Below are 23002 nucleotides of genomic sequence, written 5' to 3' on the forward strand. Positions count from 1 at the left end.
TACCCCTTCTCGAAGCTCAGGCGGCTGGTTGCTGTGCGCGCGGCACGGACGTCGGCCGGGCTGGAGCGGGGCGGAGACAGGAGCGCAGGCCCGGCCGGGGGCCGTCAAGCCGCTTGCGTGGCAGGCGGGGCGCTGGTGAATGCCCGGTTATCGCGCAGTAGTGCCCATAGGACGCTGGTGCGCCGCCGGGCCAGGGCGATGACGGCCTGGACGTGGTTGCAGCCTTCGCCTCGCTTCTTCAGGTAGAAGTTCCGGTTCGGGCCTTCGCGGATGATGCTGGTCTGGGCGGACATGTAGAACACCCGTCGTACGCGGCGACTGTAGCGCTTGGGCCGGTGCAGGTTGCCGGTTCGGCGGCCCGAGTCGCGGGGCACGGGTACGAGCCCGGCCGCGGAAGCGAGATGGCCGGCGTCGGCGTAGGCCGCCAGGTCCCCGGCCGCCACGACGAATTCGGCGCCGAGTATCGGGCCCAGGCCGGGCATTGACTCGATGATCTCCGCTTGTGGGTGACGGCGGAAGGTGTCGCGGATCTGCCGGTCGATCCGCTTGAGGCGTTCGTCCAGAGCAAGGATCTGGGTCGCCAGGTCGGCGACGATCTGCGCGGCGACCTCCTCGCCGGGGAGAGCGGTCTGCTGGGCCTGAGCGGCTTCCAGCGCGGTCGCCGCCACCGCGTCGGCGCCCCGCACGCTGCGAGCCGCCAGCCAGGCTGTCAGCCGGGCCCGGCCGCGGCGGCGGATCGAAGCCGGTGTCTGATAGCCGGTCAGCAGTACCAGCGCGCCCTTGTGATTCGAGTAGTCGAAGGAGCGCTCCAAGGCAGGGAAGACGCCGGTCAGCACGTCACGAAGCCGATTGGTCATCCGCACCCGATCGGCGACCAGATCTGACCGATGAGCCGTCAGCAGCGCAAGATCGGCGGCCAGCTGCGCGGGCACATCGATGGTCGCGAAGTCGCTGCGATGACGTGCCGTCTCGGCGATGACATAGGCATCACGGGCGTCGGTCTTCGCTTCGCCACGGTAGGCGCCGGACATACGATTCACCGTGCGGCCAGGCACGTAGACAGCCTGCTGGCCATGGGCCGCAAGCAGGGCCAACAACAGCGCGGAGGACTTCCCGGAGATGTCCACGGCCCAGTGGACTTCGCCCGCCAGGTCGAGAATTTCGCCGAGTGCGGTCAGGATGTCCGACTCGTCGTTGTCGATCTTCTTCGACCAGAGTGTCGCGCCGGTCTCGTCGACGACCGCTGCCCAGTGGTGCCCCTTGCCTGCATCGACGCCGGCCATACTCGGGTCCGTGGCTCGCTCACTCGCCCCTCCTCGCACCGCACCGCATTCCGTCGGCCCGAGGAACACCCCGCTGTCTGCTCCGTAAACAGCGACCGCACAAGGCGCGCACATCTCAATCAGCAGCCAAGGTGTCCCGAAGGGCGCGGCGGCCACTCGCTCCGAGCCACACTCGACAAGCCGCCTTAAGCCACACCCCGCCCTTCCGGACCACCCAACAACTTACGGAGCCGCCTTGATGAAGGAGAGAAGGTTTTATCCCGTTGGGATGAGGCGCTTGCCGTCGTGGCTGCGTACGTGAGGGCCGTTGCCGTCCAAGGCATCCAGGAGTCTGACTGCGAAGACCTCGGCCATGCGCTCGCTGACCTCCTCGGGCGTGAGCCAGCAAACAGCCGTGGACTCGCTCGACGTGCGCTCGGTGCCGCCGGAGGGCTTGCAGCGGAAGACGAGGGCCACGATGCCGCGGGTGAGGTTCTTGTAGACGCCGGTCAGTGAGTCCACGTCAACGTGGATGCCGGTCTCCTCCAGGACCTCAGGAGTGCTGACCATGGCAGCAGAGCTTCCGAACCGGTTCCTGACCCCTGAGGACCTGGTCGAAATGTTCGAACTCCCGAGTGTGGAAACGGTCTACCAGTGGCGCCGCAAGCACACTGGTCCTCGTGGCTTCCGTGTCGGTCGGCATCTCCGCTTTGACCCGACCGACGTGCGGGCCTGGGTGGACACCCAGCTCGGGGAGGCCGCCTGATGGCTGGGCACATCCAAGACCGCTGGTACAGGACCGAGGTAGGCGCGAACGGCAAGCCACACCGGGTCAAGACCGAACGCCACGGCACGGGCATGCGCTACCGGGCCCGCTACATCGGCCCGGATGGCACAGAAAAGTCCAAGAGCTTCCCCGACAAGCAGAAGAGGTTGGCCGAGAAGTGGCTGACCAACATCGAAGCCGACATGGCACGCGGGCAGTACATCGACCCGCAAGCGGCCCGGACAACGTTCCGGGAGTACACGGACCGCTGGCTTGCGTCGCTCACGACCGACCTGACGAGCCGGGCTGCCGTCGAGGGTCGGCTGCGCCTGCACGCACTCCCCTACCTCGGCACCCGCCCAATCGGCTCGTTCCAGCCGGAGCACATCCGCGACTGGAACCGCCAGTTGGAAGACGCCGTGGCGTCAGCCCAGTACCGGCGCCTCATCTTCGACGCAGTCTCTTCGGTACTCAACGCGGCCGTAGATGACCGTCTGCTGGCCTCGAACCCCTGCCGGGCCCGATCGGTCAAGGCGCCCCGTCCGACGCCGACACGTGTGCACCCGTGGTCTGCTGAACAGGTCTTCGGCGTACGGGCTAGCCTCCCCGAGCGCTACATGGCCATGGTCGACCTCGGCGCCGGATGCGGTCTTCGCCAGGGCGAGATCTTCGGCCTGGCCGTCGACAACATCGGGGATCTCGGCTGGCTGTACGTCCGCCAACAGGTGAAGAAGGTTCGCGGCACGCTCGTCTTCGCCCCGCCCAAGCGCGGCAAGCTCCGTGACGTCCCCCTCGACCCCGAGGTGTCGGCCGCGCTCCGCGAGCATATGAAGCGCTTCCCGCCTGTCGAGGTGACCTTGCCCTGGCTGACACCGACCGGCCCCAAGGTCACACACCGCCTGGTCTTCACGAGCAGCATCGGCGCTGCCATCTGGAGCCAGGGGTTCAACGACCAGGCGTGGAAGCCTGCGCTGGCCTCCGCGGGCATCATCCCGGTGCCGGAGAAGGGTGAGCGTCACGCAGCTGCCCGTGAGCACGGGATGCACGCGCTCCGCCACTTCTACGCCTCGGTGCTCCTGGACGCCGGGGAGAGCATCAAGGCCCTGAGTCTCTACCTGGGCCACAGTGACCCCGGATTCACCCTCCGCGTCTACACGCACCTCATGCCATCCAGCGAGACCCGGACCCGGAAAGCCATCTCCGCGATGTACCGGGCCGCCGGTCACGCTCACGACGGCCCGAAAACGGGTGACGGCCCAGAGACGGCCCAAGCCGCCTGACACGGCCCCTCATCGGCAAGGAAATTGCTGGTGAGGGGCCTTTTCCTGCCCTCCCCTGGCAAGTAACACCCCATCTTGCCTGACCGCCACCCCTGGGGGGAAACCCGTCCGGGCGGGCGACGCTGACCTGGGGGTTCGCCGTGGGCAGTGGCGGTGTTCGGCTTTGGCGCAAACGAGCTGTTGCCGTGCCGCGGCGGGCCGCGCAGCCTGGAGGCGCGGGAGCGCTCCCACGCTTCGGTTGTCCCGACCGGACCATGTTCCCGTGGCTCCACCGCACACCGGCACTTCTCCCCCCACGGAAAGAGTCCCGTCATGCATTGTCATGAGCATGTACGTTCCTTGCGGCATCGGTCACTGCTCCTCCTCAGTCCTCTCGTCGCGGTACTGATCAGCCTGGTCACCTGGGGCGGAACGGCCTCCGCCCACGGGTCGGTGGTCGACCCGGCCTCCCGCAACTACGGCTGCTGGCTGCGCTGGGGCAGCGACTTCCAGAACCCGGCGATGGCCCAGCAGGACCCCATGTGCTGGCAGGCGTGGCAGGCCAATCCCAACGCCATGTGGAACTGGAACGGCCTCTACCGCAACGGTTCCGCCGGCAACTTCCCGGCCGTCGTCCCCGACGGCCAGCTGTGCAGCGGCGGCCGGACCGAGAGCGGGCGCTACAACTCCCTCGACGCCGTCGGTCCCTGGAAGACCACGGACATCGGCTCCGACTTCACCGTCAAGCTGTACGACCAGGCGAGCCACGGCGCGGACTACTTCCTCGTCTACGTCACCCGGCAGGGCTTCGACCCCACCACCCAGTCGCTGACCTGGAACGATCTGCAACTGGTCACCCGGACCGGCAAGTACGCCCCGAGCCAGAACTACGCGATCCCCGTGCACACGTCCGGCTACACCGGCCGCCACGTCGTCTACACCATCTGGCAGGCGTCGCACATGGACCAGACGTACTTCCTGTGCAGTGACGTGAACTTCCGCTGACCCGGCGGCACCCCTCCCACCACCGGACACGGCTCCCGTCGGCCGGCCCCCACCCGGGCCGGCCGGCCGGAGCACCGCCTCTCCGTTCCTCTCTCTTCCGTCCGTACGCCCAGGAGGCGCACATGCTCACCCCTCTCGTGCGATGCCTGTTCCGGCTGCGACGGGGGCCCCGGGTGCGCGGCCCCTGGGTGGTGGCCTCGGCCGCTCTCGCGCTCGCCGTGTCCCTCCTGGTCGCCATGCCCGCGAGCGGCGCCGGTGCGGCGTCCGGATGCCGGGTCGACTACACCGCCGACGAGTGGACCGGCGGATACACCGCCCAGGTCCGCGTCACCAACCTCGGCGCCTCCCTCACCGGCTGGCGGCTGACCTGGACGTACGGCGGCGACCAGCACGTCACCTCGGCCTGGAACGCGTCCGTCACCCAGACCGGCCATTCCGTGACCGCCGTCAACACGGACTGGAACGGGGCACTGGCCACCGGTGCCGGCGCCGATTTCGGCCTCCAGGGGACCCGGCAGCCCGCCGACCCCGCGCCCACCGGCTTCAGCCTCAACGGCGTGCCCTGTGATGGCGACGGCACCACCCCGCCGACACCGCCTCCCACCACCCCGGGCACCCCCTCCCCCACACCACCGCCCGCGGGCTGCGGCACCGCCGTCCTCTGCACCGGCTTCGAGGACCAGACCGGCTCCACGCCGTCCGGTGACTGGCGCTTCACCGCGCCCGACTGCCAGGGCACGGGCACGGCCGCCGTCGACACCGCCGTCGCGCACAGCGGCACGAGATCGCTGCGGGTGGACGGCCGGGCCGGCTACTGCAATCACGCCTTCGTCGCCGCCACCGCCGACCTGTCTTCGGTCGGCCCGGTGCTGTACGTCCGCATGTGGGTACGGCACACCACCGCGCTTCCGGCCTCCCATGTGACCTTCATGTCGATGCCGGACACCTCCCAGTCCGGCCGGGCGCTGCGGGTCGGCGGCCAGAACGGGGCCTTGCAGTGGAACCGGGAGAGCGACGACGCCACGCTCCCGGCGCAGAGTCCTGCCGGGGTGGCGCTGAGCAGGCCGCTGCCGACGGGAAGCTGGCAGTGCCTGCGGTTCGCGGTCGACACCCAGGCGCCCCGGCTGGACACCTGGCTCGGGGACGAGCAGGTGCCGGGTCTGCACGTCGACGGCGTACCGACGCAGGACGTCGACCAGCAGTGGCTGTCCCGTACCGTCCCGCCCCGGCCGACCGCGCTGCGGCTGGGCTGGGAGAGCTACGGGACCGGCGACGACACTCTGTGGTTCGACGACGTGGCCGCCGGCCCGGCACCGATCGGCTGCTGACGGGCCGCACGGAGCCCACCCGGCACGTCGGCGCCGTCACCCGGCACCGTCACGCGCCGGGCGTCGTCTCCTTGCGGCGCAGCACCACCAGCACCGTGCCGCCTATCACCACCAGGCCGATGGCCACGCCCGCGATCAGCGGGGTGATCGCCGAACCGCCCGTCGCGGCCAGGTCGGTGGTGTCCGCCGTGACGGCGCCCACCGTGGCGGGGCTGGGTTCGCTCCGCAGCTGGGCCGTCTCGGTCGTGACCGTTCCCTGGGTCCGGCAGTCCAGGACGCCGGTGAAGCGGTGGCTGAAGCCGTGGGGGCCGGTGATCGTGAAGTCGTAGGCCTGGTCCTCCTGGAGCGGGACGGTCACCGTCCGGGAGGCGCCCGCGGGGATGGTGTGCTCGGCGCCCATCAGCTCGAAGGTGAACGGCTTGTCACCCTTGTCGGCCACGACGATGTCCACACCGCCCTCGGCACAGTTCTTGCGGGCCGAGACCGCCGGTACGGCGCCCTCGGCGGCCCAGGTGGCCGTCACGGCCGCCGAGACCGTGGACTCGCTGGAACCGGCCAGGATCTGGGCCTGGCTGCGGCTCTCGGAGGCGAAGGCACGGCCCACCGGCACGGTCGTGGACGCCTGCACGGTCAGCTCGGCCGTCCCGTCCGCCGCGTCCTCGGGCACGTCGACGTACAGCCGGGTGCCGTCCTTCGCGGAGGTGATCACCTTGCCGGTCTTGTCGATGATCCGCACCCCGCCGGCGGCCGCGTCCGCCGGCGGACTCACCGTGACGGCGCCCGCGTTGGTGTGCACGGTCACCGGTCCGAGCAGATCGCCCGGCCGGCCGGAGACCGCGGGCGGGTCCAGGGTCAGCGAGGCCTGCGGTTCGGCGGTGTTCCGGGCGCTCTTCTCCAGGTAGTCGGCGAGCTTCTCGGCCCGCGGGCCGACGGCGTCGACCTTCGCTCCGTCCGAGTAGCGCCAGATGGCCACCTGGGTGCCGGCCGCCGCGTCCTGCTCGGTCAGTCCTCTCGTGCCCGCCCGCCGTGCGAGCGCGGCGAGGTCGTTGACCTGGGGGTAGGAGTGCTGGAGTATCCAGCGGATCCGGCCGGCGCTCCTGTTGGTGCCCAGCGACGTACCGCTCCAGGCCGTCTCCTGGTACCGGGCGTCACGCTGGGTCGGGTTGTGGAGGTCGATGCAGTACGTCTGCAAGGTGCCGCCGCCGTCCACCGACATCTCGAACAAGCCCGCCGACACCCGCTGGTCGCCGCCGTCCCCGTGGATCACGGCCTCGCCGTAGGTCTTCAGCCCGTTGATCGTGGCCGTGGCCCCGCCCTGTCTCTGCGGCGTCCCCTCGGCCGCGGCCGTACCGGCGCCGGACAGCACGCCGGCTGCCGCGAGGCCGGACACCGTGGTGGCGGCGGCCAGGCGGGCCGCTCCGGTGGACCGGCAGAAGCCAGAGAGCGCAGCAAGCACAGAATTCCCCTTCGAGCAGGACCCGTTGGACGTGGGGGACGGTCCCACCAGCAGAATCAGCAGCCCCTAGGGGCACGCCCCGGCATCCTATGGATCAGGCGGAGCCTCACCTGCCGGTCGGATCATCCGATGGCAGATCCGATCTGGAATCGTTATCGCCAGCACCGCCCATGAGCTGGCCATATCGACAAATCCACCGGTTCGTACGGGGGGTTGAGACCGTGCGCACCGTGCGCACCCGGGCGCCGGGGTGCCGGGGTGTGGAACGGAGCGCCGGCCGGGTCTCGGGCGGTCCCCCTGAGGTCCCGCGGGCGACGCCCGTCCGACGTCACGTCACCGCCACCTCCTCGCGCACCCGTTGCGCCTCTCCGCCCTGCTCGGGGCCGGCGGGCCGGGGCGTCTCCCAGGTCGGCTCCGGCCGGTTCGCCGTCGGCGGTGCCTCCGGTTTGGCCGCGCGATGGAAGAGCGCCGTACCGCGGGACAGGTCGTGGCCGATCGCCACGGCGTCGATGTCGGCCGACGTCCACTGCTGCTGCCCTTCACGCTGCTCCGTGCGCACCTTCAGCCGGCCCTGGACGACGACGGGCTGGCCCACCTCCACACACGCGGCCACGTTGACCGCGAGCTGGCGGTTGGCCCACACCGTGAAGAAGTTGGTGTGCCCGTCCGCCCAGGCGTTCTTCTCCCGGTCCCAGTAGCGCGCGGTCACCGCCAGCCGGAATCGCGCCGACGGTCCCGCCGCCAGCTCGCGGTACGCCGGCTGGGTCGCCACGTTGCCCACCACGCACACGATGGTCTCGTTCATGTCCTCGTTCCCCTCCCTCGCCCGTCCCCTTCCGGCCGGGCGGGCACGCCTACGGGCCCGTCCCGTACGGCTGCGTCTGCCGTGCCGGCGCGTACGACTGCCGTACGCGCCCGCACCTCCCGCCGACCGCCCGTACCGTCCGCCGTGTCTCCGGCCGGACCCGCCGTGCGATCGCCGTGACCTCAGACTGCCTCCGCCGGGCCGGGCCCGCTGAGCGCTGTGGACGACCATCTGTCTGTGGAAAACCCCGCCACCCGCACGGGTGACCACCGCGCCGCTGTTCGCGGGCGGGAAGCGCCGCCAGACGCCTCGCACGGGAGGAGCGCCGCCCCGCCCCGCCCCGCTCATCCCACCGCGGCCCCGGTCCGCGCGACCCTGCCGTACTGCTCGCGGACCTCCCGGTACCGCAGCAGCTCCGCCGCCACCGGGTCCAGCACCCGGGCCCGGCCGCAACTCGCCGCCGCCTCCCGCAGCCGGCGTTCCGCCTCCTGGCCGTAGCGCCGTGCGGGGCCGCGGGCCGCCATCCGGCAGCCCCACTCCACCAGCGGTCCGCCGATGATCCCGCACACCATCAGCAGCACCGGCACACCGAGGTTGGGCGCCATCACGCCGGCGATCTGGCCCACCAGCCACAGGCCGCCCACGACCTGGAGGAGCGTCATCGCCGCCTGGACCAGCACGGCCATCGGCCACCAGCCCGGCCGCGGCGGCCGGCCCGGCGGGAGGCCCGCCCGCGCCGCCAGGTCGTCCAACGCCTCGGACAGCCCCTGGGAGCCGCGCACGGCCGCCTCGCGCACCGCCTGCGCCCAGGGCGTGGGCAGCCCGGCCGAGGCGCGCTCGGAGACCGTACGGACCGCCTGTTCCACCCGTTGGCGGGCCGTGGCCTCCTCGTCCGCCTGGGTGCGCACCGGGATGCGGCCCGTGGTGGACTCGCCGCGGCCGTGGTACCAGCGCCACAGCCGCAGCCACGGCGTGCCGCACGCGCGGTTGGCGTTCCGCAGCCAGGCGCGCTCGGCGGCCTCGCCCGCCGCCGTGGCGCCCACCGCGTCCGCCAGCCGCGCGGCGAACTCCTCACGCGCCTCCTCGGTCAGGCCGACCCGCCGCCCGGTGGCGTAGACGGGCCGCAGCTCGGCCGCTGCGGCGTCCAGGTCGGCCGCCACCCGGCGGGCCGCCGCGCCGCGTTCCGCCACGAACTCACCGAGCGACTCGCGCAGATCACCGACGCCCTCGCCGGTGAGGGCGGACAGCGCGAGCACCGTGGCGCCCGGTTCGCCGTACTCGCCGAGTGCGATGCCGTCCTCGTCCAGCAGCCGTCGCAGGTCGTCCAGGACCTGGTCGGCGGCGTCGCCGGGCAGCCGGTCCACCTGGTTCAGGACGATGAACATGACCTCGGCGTGACCGGACATGGGGCGCAGATAGCGCTCGTGGAGGATGGCGTCGGCGTACTTCTCGGGGTCGACCACCCAGATCACCGCGTCGACCAGCTTCAGGATCCGGTCGACCTGTTCGCGGTGCTGTACGGCCGCGGAGTCGTGGTCGGGCAGGTCGATCAGGACCAGTCCGCGCAGCTGCGCCTCGCTCTCCTGGTTGTGCAGCGGCCTGCGGCGCAGCCGGCCCGGGATGCCCAGCCGGTCGATGAGGCCCGCCGCGCCGTCGCTCCAGCTGCACGCGATGGGCGCGGCGGTGGTGGGGCGTCGTACGCCGGTCTCCGAGATGGGCACGCCCGCGAGGGCGTTGAACAGCTGGGACTTGCCGCTGCCGGTGGCCCCGGCGAGGGCGACGACGGTGTGCCGGCCGGACAGCTTGCGGCGGGCAGCGGCCTCGTCCAGCACCCGGCCCGCCTCGGCGAGGGTGTGGCTGTCCAGGCGGGTGCGGGACAGCCCGACGAGTTCCCGCAGGGCGTCCAGGCGGGAGCGCAGGGGGCCGTCGTAGGCCAGCGGGGCCGGGATGTGGCCGGCCGGGCCGCGGTGTGCGGGCTCGATCGCGGAGGCGCGGTCGGCGGCGAGGGCGGCGGCGTTGGCCTCGGTGACGCGCCGGGCGATGAGACCGTCGTCCCAGGCCTCCTGGGACTCCGCCTCGGCTGCCGCGTCCCGGCCGGGGGTGGTGCTCGGGTTCGTGCCGGTGTTCGCCTTCGTCTTCGCCTGCGTCTTCGTGTGGGTGCCGGTGTCGCTGCCGGTTCCGCTGCCGGTTTCGGTGCCGGTGCCGGTGCTGGTACCCGTTCCGCTGCCGGTGCCCGGCTTGGCTTCCGCCGCGGGGCGGGGCCTCGGCGAGTGGGGGTGCGGGCGGGGGACACAGGCGATCTCGCCCGCGCCGGCCCCGCGCGCGTGTCGCTCACGGTCGGTGTTCTCGCTGTGCACGCGCGCGGGACTCTCGCGGTCGGCGTTCTCGTCCGTCACGCGCGCGTGCTGCCCGCCGACGGTCTCCTTGCCCTTGTCCTTGCCCTTGCTCTTGCCGCCGTCGTCCTCCTGCTCACCTTCGCCGCGGCCGTCACCGTGGCCGTTGCCCTCGCCGCCGCCGTCCCGGTCCGTGACCTCGCCTCCGCCTCGCCTGCGCTCCCCGTTCCCGCCGGCGTCTCCCCTCTCGATGTCCTCGATGTCCTCGATGTCCTCGGGGACGCCGAGGGCGCAGACGCTGACGGCGGTGGGCCGGGAGCCGGGGTTCGCGGTGCGGTGGTCGCTGCCGGGACCGTCATCGCCACGGCTGCCCTCCGCGCGGCTCGCGCGTCCGTGTGCGGGGCCGTCTGCGCGCGCGGCGATCCCGGCGGTCGTGGCGTCGTCCGCAGGCGCCGTGCCGGCGCGACCGCTGTGCTCCGTGGACCGGGTGCCGCCACTGTCACTGCCCTGGCTGCTGCCGTGATCGCTGCCATGGCCGCTGCCGTGATCGCCGCGCCTCATGTGGTCGGTGTGTTCGGTGTGGTCCTGGTCAGTGACGGCGGTCACCGCTCACCTCTCCTTCTGAAGTACCGACAGCGCGGCGATGAGTTCGGCCTGGTGCTCGGGATGGACGTCCAGGGCGTCCAGCGGGGCGAGGCGCCGCTCCCGTTCGGCGTGCACGACCCGGTCCACGTGCTCGATGAGCAGCCGTCCGGCCCGGTCCCGCAGCCGCAGCGCGCCATGGGCGCCGATCCGTTGGGCGAGTCCCTCCCCGGCGGTACGCGCCCGGCGCCCGCCCAGCACCGCCGTGGCGACCAGGGCGGCGACGGCCTCCGAGTCGGGGGCGCCGGTGCGGTCCAGGTCCCGTACCTCGTCCTCGGCGTACTCCTCCAGCTCCCGCCGCCAGCGCCGTACCGCCAGGCCGATACGGTGCTCGGCGTTCTCCAGGGACACGTCGCGGCCGATGAGACCGGGGGCGCCAGCGGCCGGCTCGCGCCGCCAGACGTCGTCGACGCGCTCGTCGGCGGCGGTGACGGCACACAGCAGCAGGGCCGCGAGGCTCTCCACGAGGGCGTCGAGGAGTTCCCCTGCTGTGCAGTCCAGGGGGAAGGCGCGCCAGCGTTTGAGGGCGTCCCCGGCGAGTACGGCGCCGGCCTGGAGGCGGCCCCGTACCCGCTCGTGCTCGCGGTCGTAGGCGGTCTCCACGGCAGAGGTGAGCCGGAGGGCCGCCGCGTACTGGGCGGCGGCGGCGCCGGCCAGCTCGGGCATGCGCGCCTTGAGCGAGTCGAGGACGCCGTGGGCGGTACGGGCCATGACGTACTGCCGGGCGGCGGGATCCTGGGCGTGCTGGGTGAGCCAGCTCTTCAGGGGCGCGACGGCGGTGGCGGGCAGCAGGCCGGCACCCCAGGCGGACTCGGGCAGCTCCGGCACGGTGAAGCGGGGTACGTGACCGAGACCGGCCTTGGTGAGCAGGGCGCCGTACTGCCGGGAGACCTCCGAGACGACCTGGTGGGGCACCCGGTCCAGGACGGTGACGAGGGCGGCGTCGTACTCCTTGGCGGTACGCAACAGATGCCAGGGGACGGCGTCGGCGTAGCGGGCGGCCGTCGTGACCATGATCCAGATGTCGGCGGCGCAGATCAGTTCGGCCGCGAGGACGCGGTGGTCCGCGAGCAGGGAGTCGATGTCGGGGGCGTCGAGGAGCGCGAGCCCGCGCGGGAGGGAGTCGGCGGACTCGACGCGCAGCAGACGTCCGGGTTCCTCTCCGGGGGGCATGAAATCGTCGACGGGGTCCTGGTGGGGCACCCACACGCGCGTCAGATCGGGAAGCACGCGCATGCCGCTGAACCAGTGATGGTCCTCCGGATGGCAGACCAGCACCGGCGTCCGGGTGGTCGGCCGGAGCACACCGGCCTCGCTCACCCGGCGGCCGACGAGCGAGTTGACGAGCGTCGACTTCCCCGCGCCCGTGGAACCGCCGACGACGGCGAGCAGCGGCGCCTCGGGTTCCCGCAGCCGGGGTACGAGGTAGTCGTCGAGCTGCGCGAGGAGTTCGTCGCGGTTGGCACGCGCGCGTGGGGCCCCGGCCAGGGGCAGCGGAAAGCGTGCGGCGGCGACACGGTCGCGCAGAGCGGAAAGTGTGTCGAGCAGCTGAGGCCGTACGTCCAAGGTCACCACATGTGAAGAATGCCCAATTTCAGGGGAATTCTGAAGCATATAGACATGTCTGCGTGCCGACGGGACAGAACGGACGCAGGGGACGACTGGGACACGGGCGCAGTCGAGGCATAACGAGTGCACAACACCCGGTGGCACAGGCCGCCAAAAACGGTGCACGATTCGCACCTGCCTGCGATTATCAGGACCGCTTCACCGAACCTCCACATCGAGCCACGGAGGGGAAGCGACAGGGTCAAGGAACCGGGAGCCCTATCCTTGACCCCGGCACCGTCACGGATCAGCCCCCACCAGGGCACCGGTCACGAGGCCACCCCACCCGGCCCCCGTAGCTCAGTGGATAGAGCAGGCGCCTTCTAAGCGCTTGGCCGCAGGTTCGAGTCCTGCCGGGGGCGCCACCTGCTACCTGCAAAAACGCCCCGGAGGGGATCTTCCCTCCAGGGCGTTTCGTGTCTCTGACGGCAACGCTGACGGCAACGGGCCCGTCACTCTTCGGCCAGCAGATTCCCCAGCCTGTCAAGCCCCGGCTGCGCTCCGCTCCGCCGGGCGCGCTTCCCGGCTCCGCTGCGGGCGACGCTCCTGCCTTCGGCCCGCTCCGCCCGCGCTGCGCCGACGCGCGCCCACATGTGGATAGGGCCGGTGGCCATGAGTCGAGCACCGCGGAGCGCTGCCCACGGTCAGGGCGATGCCTCCGGCGGGGGATCGGCCGGCACCGGGATGGAGGGGGCGCCGTCGCCGACTGCGGGGACGTAGTGGCGTGCGCGGGGTGCTCCCATCCCGTCCACCGTCGACCCAGGCAGAGCCGAGCAGACGCGGCCCCTGGCGTCCAGGTCGTTCGTACAGTGGCGCGCTCCACCTGGACGCCAGGAACCACGCCCGCTCCACGGTGTGTGGGTCGACGGCGGACGGGATGGGAGCTGGGGAGAGTGGTGGTGGAGGTGGTCGGGAAGCGGCGGACTGGCTAGATGATGTGCGAACGGGGTTGACCCTCCAGCAGCGTCTCTACCGTCAGGGTCCCCGCCGATGTAGCGATCAGCCATTCCCCGAGAGTGATGCCTGCGGGCCAGAGCTCTCCCTCGTGGTTGCACCACATGGGACCTGCAGGATCACGGAAGTCGACCAGCGACCAGATGGTGCAGCCCCAGTCGTAGATCAGCACCAAACCGGCAGGGATACGGCCGGACGGATCCGGGCCGTCCTGGTACGGCTCGACGATGTCACAGAAGTTGCCCTGGGGGCGCCCGCCGCTCACGCCCAGGATCCCCTCATCGGGGCCGAATCCTCCGTTGGCGACTTCGGTGTACAGACGCCGCAGGAGCGGAGGCACCGGGAACCCGATGACTCGTTCCGCCTCGGCAACAGCCTCCGGTGATGCAGGCGGGGGCAAGGGACGCGCCTGAGCTACGGTACACAGCGCCTCCAGAATCTCATCATCAGTCACCGGCTCAGCCTCCCAATTCGGAGCCGTGGACGCCATGCCCTCCAAGACCGGAGTCGAACACTGGGAGAGGGCTCGACCGTGCCCCCTGCGTGCCCGATGAGCGGGTATCGCACGGGGAACAGCGGGGAGCCACGGCAACCAGCCCAGAACCGCGCAGTTCAGCGCCTCGCCAGGTCACCGCACATCCGCATACGCGATCTTCCAAACTCGTGCTCCAGGTAGCGGGCAGCGGCGCTTGACTGGGTCCGTCCGCCGCCCGCTACGTCAGTGCGGGATCCGTTCGGTGCTCACGGAGTCCCAGAACCGTGAGCACCGCGAGGGACAGCGTCATGACGGCGATGAAGGCCCCACCGCCGTACAGAACGGCCTGCGCCAGAGAAACCCCGGTGGTCCTAATGAGGATCCCCGCGATGAGAGCCACGACCGCGGACAGCAGCGCTGCAATCGTGATGTACAGGACCCTCATGCCGATCGTCGGGGGTGCCGACTGGGTGCTCAACGATCCGTTTCCTTCCTGTAGGGAAGGTGGTTGGACCGAAAAAAGCAGACCTCAGCCCAACCACCCAAATTTGGGTGTTGGCCTGAGATCTGCCGACGTTCAGCTCTCAAAGCAGTGGTGAAGCTCCTCGGAGGGGCGCCGACTTGGTGTTACGTCCCGCGTTTCTCACGAGGCGGCATCCCGTACGTCGTAGGACACCTGATGCTTCGAATGTAGCAGACGGCAAGAGGTGAACGCCGCGCACACAAAGGTGAGTTGAGACACTATGGCGAACCGTTGCCACCCCTGCGATCAGGTCGCGAGACCTCAACGACCTCCCCGCCCGTAGTTCGGATCGAGGTAGCAGGCGTACAGAGGCCAGGCTCTAAACGAACCTGCGAGTCCTCGGGTCCACCTTCCCAAGGGTGCACATCCAGAACATCATGTCGATCATCCCGAAGGTCAGGCGCAGCATCAGCCGCACCAGCGAGATCGCGAGCCCAATCACGGTAGCCTCCTTCCCGTCCTAGCGGCCGGCCTTCCAATCAGTGTCCAGGATCGCAGCGTGGACGGCCGCGACGATCAACGCAAAGACCAATACGCCGCCCGACCAGTTCTTCGCGTTGCCGACCAGGGACGCGGCGATCGGCGTGCCCCAGGCGAAGACGGCGTACAGAGCGGGCACGTACATGGCGACGACCCGCTTCTTCGCCGCTATAAAGAACAGCGGCGGCGCCAGCAGACCAGCGGACGCCACGACGACCACGATCCAGACCGCCTTGTGCACGGTGGATGAGTACATGCGCGCCCGGATCGGTGCGTTGAGATACGGATTACCCACGGTCCCCCTCACGCTCACGGAGGCACCAGTGTGCCTCACTGCACGTCCGCATGTACGAGGAACTAGAGCCCCAGAGGTGCTGACCTCAGACCAGCCCGAGCGCCGTGCCCACCCCCCTTGACCGCGGACCTCGAAGGTTCTCTGACCGGTCTCATCCCGCCAGGCACGCTAACAGGGGAGACGGACAACGGGATGGCTGCCGTGAGTTGCGGTACAGCAGCGAGGTACAGCAACCCAAGCAACCGGCAGCACCCCGCACCGGCCGTCATGGGCCTCCAAGCAACCCGTATGACCGTCTCCGACCCATCTCTCTAGAGCTACGGATCAGAAGGTCATGCCATCGGCGTCAGTGATGCCGATGGCATCGCCGACTTGACGCCGAAGTTGGGCCAGCGGCCCACCCATGGCGGCGAGACGTGATCAGCTTGAGGCGTGGAGTCCATCATCGCCAGCGCCATAGCCGTTCTCGGAACCCTGCTTGGGTCGGGGATCACCCTGGCGTTCCAGCAGCGCACCACCGACAGGAGCCATCAGTTCACCCGCCGCGAGAAGCTTCGGCAGGAGCGACTCGATGCCTACTCCGCCTACGCCGGCGCGCTGGTCAACTATCGCCGTTGCCTGGTCCATCTGTGGTTCTGTGAGCATGAGCCGCCACCACCGGAGAACCCCGACACGGTGCGCATCCGCGCCTACGACTTGCGCTCCAGCGCCCAGGAGGCCCTATTCCGGGTGCAGATGCTGACGGATGACGACCGGCTGAGCCGGACCGCGGAAGACGTGCTTGCGGACATCACGGAGCTGCCGAAGGCGGACGCCAGGGCTGAGCTGGACGAGCTGAGAGCACGGACCCGTGACAACATCAGCCGACTCGTCGGCTCAGCGAAGCAGCACCTTTGAGGTACTTGCACAGGCCTCTGAGCTGATTCCGAACATCGACGGATCGCACCACAACCGCACCAGATCGCGCGGGAAACAGCGGGGAACCACGGTGACTGGGGCAGCACCCGTCGAAGGCCCCCGAGCGAACCGTTCATCCAGGTCAGCGCCGAAGCCGGTCCCAAAGGCCCGCAGCTTCCCGAGCTGAGGTGCCAAGCTCATCGCAGCAAGGAAAGCCGTAAGGTTCCGTCCATGGTGATCGCAACCGTCCGCAAGTGGGACGACGAGGAAGGGTGGGGCGTCCTCGACTCCCCCGAAACCCCCGGCGGCTGCTTCGGCCACTACTCCGACATTCAGGCGACCGGCTTCCGCACTCTGTCGCCCGGACAGCAGGTCGACCTCGCATGGGAGGCCCCCGGCTTCAAGCAGGACGGGTACGACTACCGCGCCGTGAGCATCGTGCCTTGGCCCGCCTGACATCCACGGCTGACATCAACGGCGGCGTACGTCCACGGCCTCCAGCGGTCCACTACGCCACCACACCCCTTATCGCAGCATGCAGTAGCGCCCGGTTGATCGAACTTCTAATGCGGTGGTCACACAGCGACGTCGCCGACGGCAGTGACGGCAGCGCTGACGGCAACGACGGCGGACGGCGGTGATCGTCAGCGGTCAGTCGCGGCAATGACGCTGACCCATCCGAAGGCACCGCAGGGTGGTGCCCGCATCTTCTAAGCGCTTGGCCGCAGGTTCGAGTCCTGCCGGGGGCGCAAGTCTCCGCCTTCCTATGGGAGGGCATTTTTGCTGGTCAGGGCGCGTTTCACTCGCCACGGCGAGCCCCGGACACTCCCCGACGATCATGGGGAGGTTCCGGGGCCGTCCGGTTGTCACCGGCTTCTCGCGGGTGGCTGTGTCGAATACGTGTCGAAGTTTTCGGCGGGAAGCGTCAGTCTCCGCCGGCCGGCTCGGGGAGATCTCCAGCGGCCTCCAGGCGCCGTTTCAGGTCAGGCAGCTGCCCCTCGACGCACCGTGCGTAAGTGGCCAGCAGCGCCGGCACGCAGTTCCCGGCCCAGTCGGCAACCTGGGCGGGCGGGATCCCGTCGTTGAGCCACTTCGTGAGGCGCGTGTGCCGGTTGTCGTACACCCGCCTCCTGGTGGGCGACTCGAAGACGCGAGGGGGCAGGACGGCCTTGCGCGGGCTGCACCACGCCCGGCGGATGACCGAACCCGCGAGGACGCCGCCCGTCCCGCCCTGGAACAGCAGACCCCCGGCTTGAGCTGCTCGTCCTCGAGGTGCTGCCGCAGAATGCGCGTCAGGGGGATGCCCCGGCACGGCACGCGTCTCGCCCTCGGCACGGCCCTTCAGGTTACGTTCCTCGTAGACCCCCCGGTGTTGGTCCACTGCTTGTGTACGAGGCAGGCGGCCGCGTGCCACCGCCTTGCCAGATGCGGGGGTCAGTCACGGTCAAGAGGGGTGGCTAGCAGCTTCATCCGGGCTGACTAGCTCGGCCAGTGAACCGCAGGTCACCGCCCAGGCGCCCCACCCTCTCTCCTAAGCGGGTGTCGCAGGTTCGAATCCTGCCGGGGGGCACCCTGCATGAGATGCCGAAGGGCTCCGTCACCAGCGGAAATGCTGAGGTCGGGGTCTTCACGCTGCGCCAAAGTAGGTGCGTCCGGTTTCCTCACCGGGTTGCTCTCAGTTCGTTTCGTCTTGCTGCTGCCAGACACGAGGCCAGTTGCCGGACGGTGGAGGGGGCCCCAAGATGCCCAGGTCACGCCGTGCGAGTGCATAGAAGTCATCACGTGCTCGGCTCATCTGCCCGATTGCCCTCTCCCAGCCGGCTGGGTCGTCCTTCAGGCCGCGAGCATAAAGTTCGACGTTCCACACTGCTTCATGCCACTTACGAGCCGCCGCTATGGTCTCAGCATCCCCAACGAGTAGCACCGTTTCCCACTCGGCTGCACGCCGCGCCTCGGCCTCGGCGAGCTGTGCTAGGCCCCGCTCCGGATCCAGCGGGTCCACAGCGTGCTGGAACCCCCTTGCGGCCCCTATGCGCTGGGCGATGTTGATCTGAAGTTTCAAGCTGTTCGCGTAGGACGCGTAGGTGTCCATTCTCTTCTGATCCCAGCGTTCGGCTCTTGCTCGTCGCCACCGGCTCCGTTCCGTAAGGCTGGTTGCCACGTAGGAGCCGATGGCTCCCACGAGAACGCCAGCCAAAGCAGGCAACTGCTCCCACAACGTTGATCCCCCATGACTAACGCGGACAGTCGGAGACACAGTGCCGTACTTAGTGGCTTCGGGGTAGGCGGTATGCCCGCGATCTCCTGTCGTGCAGCGCGCGCTTCGGCTGGCGCGGGCCCTCGTCGTAGCCACGCAGTCGCGGCTCGGCGTGGAACCGCCCCATAACCCACGGACGGGCGACACCACCGCGAGGAGTCGAGCGAGCGGCGGGCCGCGTTGACGAACCTCACGTGTGCCTCGTACAACCGACCGTGAATTGGCCGGAGTTATTCGAGATCCGCCGGATGACGCCCGTGGAACAGGATCGTGAATTCCTCGACGACGTCGCAGATCTGCTCAGCCGCCGCCATGGCCTCCTGGCTTGCCACAAGAGACATCGATTGCACAGCGGCATTGAACGGCGCCCAGACGACCGCGGGTGCGCGTCTGTCCACGAACGCTTCACGTAGCTCCATTTCCACGTTTCCGAAGGCTTGGAGGAACTTCTCGTAGGCGGCCGTTCGCGCCTCCTGGAGCCACTGACGGTTCTGACTGCGCCGCCCCACGACGCCACCAGCGATGACGCCCCCACGGTGGCGGCGATGCCTCCAGCGGTTGATATCAGGAGCCCCTACGGGACAGCCACGTTACGTCTCCCTCCGGTTCGTTCAGCTCAAAATCCCGCACCAGGACCGACAAGATCAACGTGTAGAGCGGGGAGGGGAGTACGGGCCCGAATCGCCGCTTGCCACAGTCGGGCCGGATAACGGGAGGAAGCAACAGTCGACGAGGGTGACTGTCGGGGACAACAGTGCCTTCTGGCTCGGCCAAGAAGGTCACAAGTCGCAGACACGATCGCCGCCATCGCGGCCGCCGAGGAACTACCCCTGCCGGTGACGGTGGACATCGCGGCGCGGCCCGGCATCGCCGAGGGCGACCTGCGCGTCCGGACGACGTACGAGTTCCTGGCCGGTGGCAGGCCCGTGCGGCTGTCGACGAGTGCGGAGCCGTACGACCTCATCGCCGGCACTCGCGCCCCACGGCCACCGCGACATCGTCTACGCGGTTCCGATCAACCGTCACTGACGTTGTCCCGTACAGGACCACGGCGCTCGCCTCCAGCGAGCACCACTGGTGCCCGTGCACCGACTGAGACACGCTGCGGCATATGGACTGGACGCCGCTTCTCTCCACCCTGACCGGTGCCGTCATCGGCATCACAGCTACTGCCATCGCCGATCGCAGCCGGTGGCGGCGGGAGGAGGCCAGGCATGCGTGGGAAGTAAGGCGTGAGGTGTATACGGAGTTCGTGACCGCCCTCAAAGCGGCAGGAGAAGAGATGCGGGCCGTCGCCCTCGGCGATCACAGGTCGGAGTCGGCGCGTGATGCGGCCGTGAGGGAGGCCGTCCGTGGCACCGGCCTCTATACGGCCAGTGAACGCCTCTGGCTCGTGGGCCCGCCGCAGGTCGTCGCGGCGGGTAACGAGGCGTTTCATGGGCTGCGCGCGATACGCAACGCTTACGCCCGGGGGATGGCAGTCGGCTCCGCCGAGGAAGCGTCCCTGGTAGCGGTACGGCGTACGGCCATGGCTCGGATGCGTCGTCTCATGCGTGAGGACCTGGGTTTCGGGTCCCTCGGGATCGAGTGATCGTCACAGTTTGCCGAGGAGCACTCCGCGCCAGGTCCAGCCGGACTTGAGGACGGTGTCGCGCAGTGGGTCGCGCATCTGGGCGCTGTCGAAGCGGAAGGTCTCCGTCGTCTCGAGGTGACCGTCCGTCCCGCGTCCGATGGTCCACCGGCGGCTGACGGTCCGGCTCGGTCCGCGCGTGTACTCCGATGTCATCTGGAGCCTCGTCGGAGTTCCGGCCCGGCTGAGTTCCCACTGTTCCTCGAGAGCGCGCACCTCGTGGTCCTTGTGGTCCAGCCGCATCCGGATCCGGACAGCGTGGCTGACCTGGGACCGGATGAAGATCTGCTGCCAGGCGGGCTCCGTCAGCCGCCATTCCGCCAGCAGGTCGCACTGTTCACCGCCGCCGTACCGGATGACGTACGGAACCTCGGGCTGGTTGAGGCCGAGCAGCGCCGCCCGCACCTCCTCCCCCGGGACCGGCGACACCCCCTCTGGGGGATGCTGGGTGCCGGTCAGCTTGTCGAAGAGTCCCATGGGGCCAACCTACGAAGGCCTGGACCGGCGGCACAAGCCCGGCCGACTCCCCCGGGAACCGCTACGGTGTCACGGCCTCGCCCGGGCGGACGGTGCGCACCAGGTCCCGGAAGTCGTCCAGCAGGGCGGGATGCTGCGACGCGGTGGAGGTGAGCACCAGTCGGATCACGACCCGCCTGTGCGGATCGTCGACGTCGAGCATGGAGAAGTACACCTGTGACTGCACGAGTTCGTGGCTGTGCCGACCGGCGACTACGGAGAAGGTGAGGGTCTGGGTGAGGCCCGGGGCGTCCGCGGAGCCGGTCTCACGGCGGTCGGTGACCGTGAGGGACGTGACGGACTCACCCATGAGGGCCACCGACTCGTCGGCGATCTCGGGCAGTGTCGCCGTGTCGGGGCGGTACTCGCCGTCGACGGTGATGTTCGCGGTGAAACCGGCGTCCGACGGCGGATGGATCGCGACGAACGCCGCACCGGGCGCGCCGGCCTCGTCCGGGGGCGCGGCTCGCCAGCCGTGCGGTACGTCGAACCGGATCGGGATCGGCAGCTTCGTGGACATCGCGGGGTTTCCTTCCTCCAGGGAGCACGTCGGTGAGGGTTCAGAACACGCTGGTGACCGCATGCCCGAACGAACTCACACCATGGTCCACGGCACTGGCCAGGTCACCTGCGGTGTGGGCGACCTTGCCCGGGTCGACACTGAAGTCGAAGCCCAATTCGCCGCCGAGGACGGGAGAGAGGCCTACTTTGGTGCTGAACTCCCACGCGCCTTCGGCGTTCTTGCCGAAGTCCAGGTTCGCCTCGGCTCCGGGGCCGGCCCAGCCCTCGCCGGAGAAGCCCGCCGAGACTCCTCCGACGTCCGCGCCGAACTCGCCGCCGCCCTTGGCCCCCGCGAAGGCCTCGGCGCCGACGTGCACGCCCTCTTTTCCGCCCCCCGTGTTGGCGCCGGCCTCTCCGCCCGCCATGCCTTCGGCCTTCGCGGAGACGCCGACCGGGCCGACATCGACGCTGCCCTCGGCCGAGCCCTCACCTCCCGCGAAGGCGCTCGCGTCCCCCTGCACGCCGCTGTGGGAGACGCCGCCGCTGGCGGAGCCCTTGATCCCCGCGTAGGCCTCGGCTTTTCCGTCGAGTTTCCACGGCCCCCTGGTGAGCGAGCCCTCGGCGCTCGCGCTGCTCAGGTCGGCGTGTGCGTCCGCCTCGCCGAGTTTGCCGGAACCGAAGTCCGGTCCCGTCGCACTCGCCCCAACCCCGGGGCCGGATGTCTCGGTCTTGCCCTCGGATTTCCACCCGTCGGGTCCGGTGCGGGCGGCCTCGCGTTCGGCTTCGTCCTCGTACGTCTTGATGTCGCCGTGGGCGTGGCTGTTGAAGCCGGCGAGCGTGCCGTCACGGAGGTCGAAGTCGATCACCACCCGGGTGAGGGCGTTGTCGACCTCGGTGTCGGTGTCGCTCGTCTCCTTCACGAGCCGGTCGATCTCCGCCTGCCAGGAGGTGACCGCCTTGCGCACGGACTGCTGGTAATCGGGGTCGTGGTGCAGGGCGTTGCGTTCGCCCTCGCTCAGCTTCGCGGTGTCGTAGGAGACCACGCCTGCCTCCGAGACCGCCATGCCCGCCTTGACGGCGTCCGACCGGGCGGAGTCCAGCTTCTTGCGGAGATCCGTGAAGTCCGTGTGCGCCTCGCGCAGCAGTGAGGCCACTGCCCTGGCCTCGACCTGCGCGGCCTGGAACTGCCTGAGCGTGACGTTGAAGCGGCCGTTCGCGGCGTCCGCGCTCAACCCCGACCAGCCCGGGCTCAGGGTGATGCCGTAGACGTCGCGCCGGTAGGCGGTCTCCTGCTTGTGGAACTCCTTCGCCATCCCGTCCCAGTGCTCCGCGGCCGTCGTGAGTGTGGACAGGTCGGTCGTCATGATCTCGTGATACGTCGGCATGGGTCCCCGTTGTCATTGCCAAGCTGTCTGCGAGTGAGGCCGCGGCCAGGGCGTGAGCCGCGTGGCGCCGCCCGGTCAGTACCCGTAGAGCGGCGACACCGAGTTCGTGTGCGAACCGACCTGGACGTCGGTGCCCTGCAAAGTGGTGTTGGTGCTGCGCAACGCCGCCTTGTCCGAAGCCAGCATGTTCATCAGGTTCGTCACCTGCTGCCCCCAGGCCGTGTGTGCCTTCTTCAGCGCCCCCGCAGTGTGCCAGCCGTCACGGAAGGCCTTGACCGCCGCGTCGGTGTGCGCGTCCGCGTAATCTCCGGCTTTGCGGGTGTCGGGCTCGATGTGCTGCTCGATGGCGTTGGCCGCGGCCTGCTTCTGGGCCGGTGTGGAGACGAGCTTCTTCTGGCCGCCGATCAGTCCCGGTGGGGTCGGGGAGCCTCCGACATCGCCGGGTACCTGGTTCAGCCGCATCCCGACGGGCTGTGCCGCCGCACTGGCCCCCGGTTCCGCCCCTGCCATCAGCCTTGCCTCCTGCCGCTGTCCGGCGCCGGCGTGGCGGGCGCCCCCGTTGCAACGATCCGCTCGTACCGTAGCGCTTTCGGCAAAGTGCCGGCGGCGTCAACTACTCGCCTGG

22 protein-coding genes, 1 tRNA gene and 2 pseudogenes are annotated in these 23002 nt (G+C 69.8%); 9 read left to right on the forward strand and 16 right to left on the reverse strand.

Going from position 1 to position 23002, the window contains the following annotated elements:
- Positions 1-104: 104 nt before the first annotated feature.
- Both ABZ117_RS01880 and ABZ117_RS01885 read right to left on the reverse strand, forming a co-directional pair.
- Positions 105-1283: an IS110 family transposase gene (locus tag ABZ117_RS01880; RefSeq protein ID WP_356816396.1), complete on the reverse strand. Its 1179-nt coding sequence runs from the start codon at positions 1281-1283 to the stop codon at positions 105-107.
- A gap of 255 nt (positions 1284-1538) precedes the next feature.
- A pseudogene (locus ABZ117_RS01885) lies at positions 1539-1817 on the reverse strand (NUDIX domain-containing protein); the annotation flags it as partial.
- Positions 1818-1830: 13 nt separating this feature from the next.
- Between ABZ117_RS01885 and ABZ117_RS01890 the strand changes: the two are divergent.
- The 4 genes from ABZ117_RS01890 to ABZ117_RS01905 all read left to right on the forward strand — a co-directional run bounded on the left by ABZ117_RS01890 (position 1831) and on the right by ABZ117_RS01905 (position 5620).
- Complete coding sequence (locus ABZ117_RS01890; protein WP_067314647.1) at positions 1831-2028, forward strand: helix-turn-helix domain-containing protein; 198 nt, start codon at positions 1831-1833, stop codon at positions 2026-2028.
- Complete coding sequence (locus ABZ117_RS01895) at positions 2028-3308, forward strand: site-specific integrase (RefSeq protein WP_356816397.1); 1281 nt, start codon at positions 2028-2030, stop codon at positions 3306-3308. Before ABZ117_RS01890 ends, ABZ117_RS01895 begins: the two co-directional genes overlap by 1 nt.
- Positions 3309-3620: 312 nt before the next feature.
- Positions 3621-4292, forward strand: a complete 672-nt coding sequence (locus tag ABZ117_RS01900) for a lytic polysaccharide monooxygenase (protein ID WP_356816398.1) — start codon at positions 3621-3623, stop codon at positions 4290-4292.
- A gap of 122 nt (positions 4293-4414) precedes the next feature.
- Positions 4415-5620, forward strand: a complete 1206-nt coding sequence (locus ABZ117_RS01905) for a cellulose-binding domain-containing protein (protein ID WP_356816399.1) — start codon at positions 4415-4417, stop codon at positions 5618-5620.
- Positions 5621-5669: 49 nt separating this feature from the next.
- Here the strand turns inward: ABZ117_RS01905 and ABZ117_RS01910 are convergent, their stop codons facing one another.
- The 4 genes from ABZ117_RS01910 to ABZ117_RS01925 form a co-directional block, all read right to left on the reverse strand.
- Positions 5670-7028: a Cys-Gln thioester bond-forming surface protein gene (locus ABZ117_RS01910; RefSeq protein ID WP_356816640.1), complete on the reverse strand. Its 1359-nt coding sequence runs from the start codon at positions 7026-7028 to the stop codon at positions 5670-5672.
- Between the two features lie 376 nt (positions 7029-7404).
- Complete coding sequence (locus ABZ117_RS01915; protein ID WP_356816400.1) at positions 7405-7881, reverse strand: single-stranded DNA-binding protein; 477 nt, start codon at positions 7879-7881, stop codon at positions 7405-7407.
- Positions 7882-8225: 344 nt separating this feature from the next.
- Positions 8226-10820, reverse strand: a complete 2595-nt coding sequence (locus tag ABZ117_RS01920) for a YfjP family GTPase (protein WP_356816401.1) — start codon at positions 10818-10820, stop codon at positions 8226-8228.
- A 3-nt stretch (positions 10821-10823) separates the two neighbouring features.
- The gene (locus ABZ117_RS01925; RefSeq protein ID WP_356816402.1) at positions 10824-12431 is read right to left on the reverse strand and encodes a dynamin family protein; all 1608 of its coding nucleotides are present in this window, start codon (positions 12429-12431) and stop codon (positions 10824-10826) included.
- A 322-nt stretch (positions 12432-12753) separates the two neighbouring features.
- Between ABZ117_RS01925 and ABZ117_RS01930 the strand changes: the two genes are divergently transcribed.
- Positions 12754-12829, forward strand: a tRNA-Arg gene (locus ABZ117_RS01930).
- 563 nt (positions 12830-13392) lie between these two features.
- Here ABZ117_RS01930 and ABZ117_RS01935 read toward each other — a convergent pair.
- From ABZ117_RS01935 to ABZ117_RS01945, 3 genes are all read right to left on the reverse strand, one after another.
- Positions 13393-13872, reverse strand: coding sequence for an SMI1/KNR4 family protein (locus ABZ117_RS01935; protein ID WP_356816403.1), 480 nt, complete (start codon positions 13870-13872; stop codon positions 13393-13395).
- Positions 13873-14131: 259 nt separating this feature from the next.
- Entirely contained in the window at positions 14132-14371 is a 240-nt protein-coding gene (locus tag ABZ117_RS01940) for a hypothetical protein (protein ID WP_356816404.1), read from the reverse strand.
- 505 nt (positions 14372-14876) lie between these two features.
- A complete protein-coding gene (locus tag ABZ117_RS01945; protein WP_356816405.1) occupies positions 14877-15152 on the reverse strand; it encodes a hypothetical protein in 276 nt (91 codons plus the stop codon).
- 471 nt (positions 15153-15623) lie between these two features.
- Here ABZ117_RS01945 and ABZ117_RS01950 point away from each other — a divergent pair, with 471 nt between their 5' ends.
- Positions 15624-16088 carry a hypothetical protein gene (locus ABZ117_RS01950; RefSeq protein WP_356816406.1) on the forward strand — a complete coding sequence of 155 codons (465 nt, stop codon included), beginning with the start codon at positions 15624-15626 and terminating at the stop codon, positions 16086-16088.
- 231 nt (positions 16089-16319) lie between these two features.
- Positions 16320-16544, forward strand: a complete 225-nt coding sequence (locus tag ABZ117_RS01955; RefSeq protein ID WP_356816407.1) for a cold shock domain-containing protein — start codon at positions 16320-16322, stop codon at positions 16542-16544.
- Between the two features lie 469 nt (positions 16545-17013).
- On the opposite strand, the gene ABZ117_RS01960 is transcribed toward ABZ117_RS01955, so the two are convergent.
- The 3 genes from ABZ117_RS01960 to ABZ117_RS01970 all read right to left on the reverse strand — a co-directional run bounded on the left by ABZ117_RS01960 (position 17014) and on the right by ABZ117_RS01970 (position 18854).
- Positions 17014-17211: a hypothetical protein gene (locus tag ABZ117_RS01960; RefSeq protein ID WP_356816408.1), complete on the reverse strand. Its 198-nt coding sequence runs from the start codon at positions 17209-17211 to the stop codon at positions 17014-17016.
- 552 nt (positions 17212-17763) lie between these two features.
- Positions 17764-18180 (reverse strand): hypothetical protein, encoded by a 417-nt coding sequence (locus ABZ117_RS01965; protein WP_356816409.1) that lies wholly within the window; start codon positions 18178-18180, stop codon positions 17764-17766.
- A 395-nt stretch (positions 18181-18575) separates the two neighbouring features.
- On the reverse strand, positions 18576-18854 hold the full coding sequence (locus tag ABZ117_RS01970) for a hypothetical protein (RefSeq protein WP_356816410.1): 279 nt from the start codon (positions 18852-18854) through the stop codon (positions 18576-18578).
- 336 nt (positions 18855-19190) lie between these two features.
- Between ABZ117_RS01970 and ABZ117_RS01975 the strand changes: the two are divergent.
- Positions 19191-19319, forward strand: a pseudogene (locus ABZ117_RS01975) (GntR family transcriptional regulator); the annotation flags it as partial.
- Between the two features lie 137 nt (positions 19320-19456).
- Positions 19457-19936 carry a hypothetical protein gene (locus ABZ117_RS01980; protein WP_356816411.1) on the forward strand — a complete coding sequence of 160 codons (480 nt, stop codon included), beginning with the start codon at positions 19457-19459 and terminating at the stop codon, positions 19934-19936.
- Between the two features lie 3 nt (positions 19937-19939).
- Here the strand turns inward: ABZ117_RS01980 and ABZ117_RS01985 are convergent, their stop codons facing one another.
- The 4 genes from ABZ117_RS01985 to ABZ117_RS02000 form a co-directional block, all read right to left on the reverse strand.
- Entirely contained in the window at positions 19940-20452 is a 513-nt protein-coding gene (locus ABZ117_RS01985; RefSeq protein WP_356816412.1) for a hypothetical protein, read from the reverse strand.
- 61 nt (positions 20453-20513) lie between these two features.
- Complete coding sequence (locus ABZ117_RS01990) at positions 20514-21011, reverse strand: hypothetical protein (protein ID WP_356816413.1); 498 nt, start codon at positions 21009-21011, stop codon at positions 20514-20516.
- Between the two features lie 40 nt (positions 21012-21051).
- Positions 21052-22356, reverse strand: coding sequence for a hypothetical protein (locus ABZ117_RS01995; RefSeq protein ID WP_356816414.1), 1305 nt, complete (start codon positions 22354-22356; stop codon positions 21052-21054).
- 96 nt (positions 22357-22452) lie between these two features.
- Complete coding sequence (locus tag ABZ117_RS02000; RefSeq protein ID WP_356816415.1) at positions 22453-22887, reverse strand: hypothetical protein; 435 nt, start codon at positions 22885-22887, stop codon at positions 22453-22455.
- Positions 22888-23002 lie beyond the last annotated feature (115 nt).

This window comes from Streptomyces sp. NPDC006309 (genome assembly GCF_040613095.1).
Classification (GTDB): Bacteria; Actinomycetota; Actinomycetes; order Streptomycetales; family Streptomycetaceae; genus Streptomyces.

Bases quoted from the DNA above. Each gene is read 5' to 3' on its own strand.
- ABZ117_RS01880 (WP_356816396.1), bottom strand. From the start codon at position 1,283: ATGGCCGGCGTCGATGCAGGCAAGGGGCACCACTGGGCAGCGGTCGTC.
- ABZ117_RS01890 (WP_067314647.1), top strand. From the start codon at position 1,831: ATGGCAGCAGAGCTTCCGAACCGGTTCCTGACCCCTGAGGACCTGGTC.
- ABZ117_RS01895 (WP_356816397.1), top strand. From the start codon at position 2,028: ATGGCTGGGCACATCCAAGACCGCTGGTACAGGACCGAGGTAGGCGCG.
- ABZ117_RS01900 (WP_356816398.1), top strand. From the start codon at position 3,621: ATGCATTGTCATGAGCATGTACGTTCCTTGCGGCATCGGTCACTGCTC.
- ABZ117_RS01905 (WP_356816399.1), top strand. From the start codon at position 4,415: ATGCTCACCCCTCTCGTGCGATGCCTGTTCCGGCTGCGACGGGGGCCC.
- ABZ117_RS01915 (WP_356816400.1), bottom strand. From the start codon at position 7,881: ATGAACGAGACCATCGTGTGCGTGGTGGGCAACGTGGCGACCCAGCCG.
- ABZ117_RS01945 (WP_356816405.1), bottom strand. From the start codon at position 15,152: ATGTACTCATCCACCGTGCACAAGGCGGTCTGGATCGTGGTCGTCGTG.
- ABZ117_RS01955 (WP_356816407.1), top strand. From the start codon at position 16,320: ATGGTGATCGCAACCGTCCGCAAGTGGGACGACGAGGAAGGGTGGGGC.
- ABZ117_RS01965 (WP_356816409.1), bottom strand. From the start codon at position 18,180: ATGGACACCTACGCGTCCTACGCGAACAGCTTGAAACTTCAGATCAAC.
- ABZ117_RS01980 (WP_356816411.1), top strand. From the start codon at position 19,457: ATGGACTGGACGCCGCTTCTCTCCACCCTGACCGGTGCCGTCATCGGC.
- ABZ117_RS01985 (WP_356816412.1), bottom strand. From the start codon at position 20,452: ATGGGACTCTTCGACAAGCTGACCGGCACCCAGCATCCCCCAGAGGGG.
- ABZ117_RS01990 (WP_356816413.1), bottom strand. From the start codon at position 21,011: ATGTCCACGAAGCTGCCGATCCCGATCCGGTTCGACGTACCGCACGGC.
- ABZ117_RS01995 (WP_356816414.1), bottom strand. From the start codon at position 22,356: ATGACGACCGACCTGTCCACACTCACGACGGCCGCGGAGCACTGGGAC.
- ABZ117_RS02000 (WP_356816415.1), bottom strand. From the start codon at position 22,887: ATGGCAGGGGCGGAACCGGGGGCCAGTGCGGCGGCACAGCCCGTCGGG.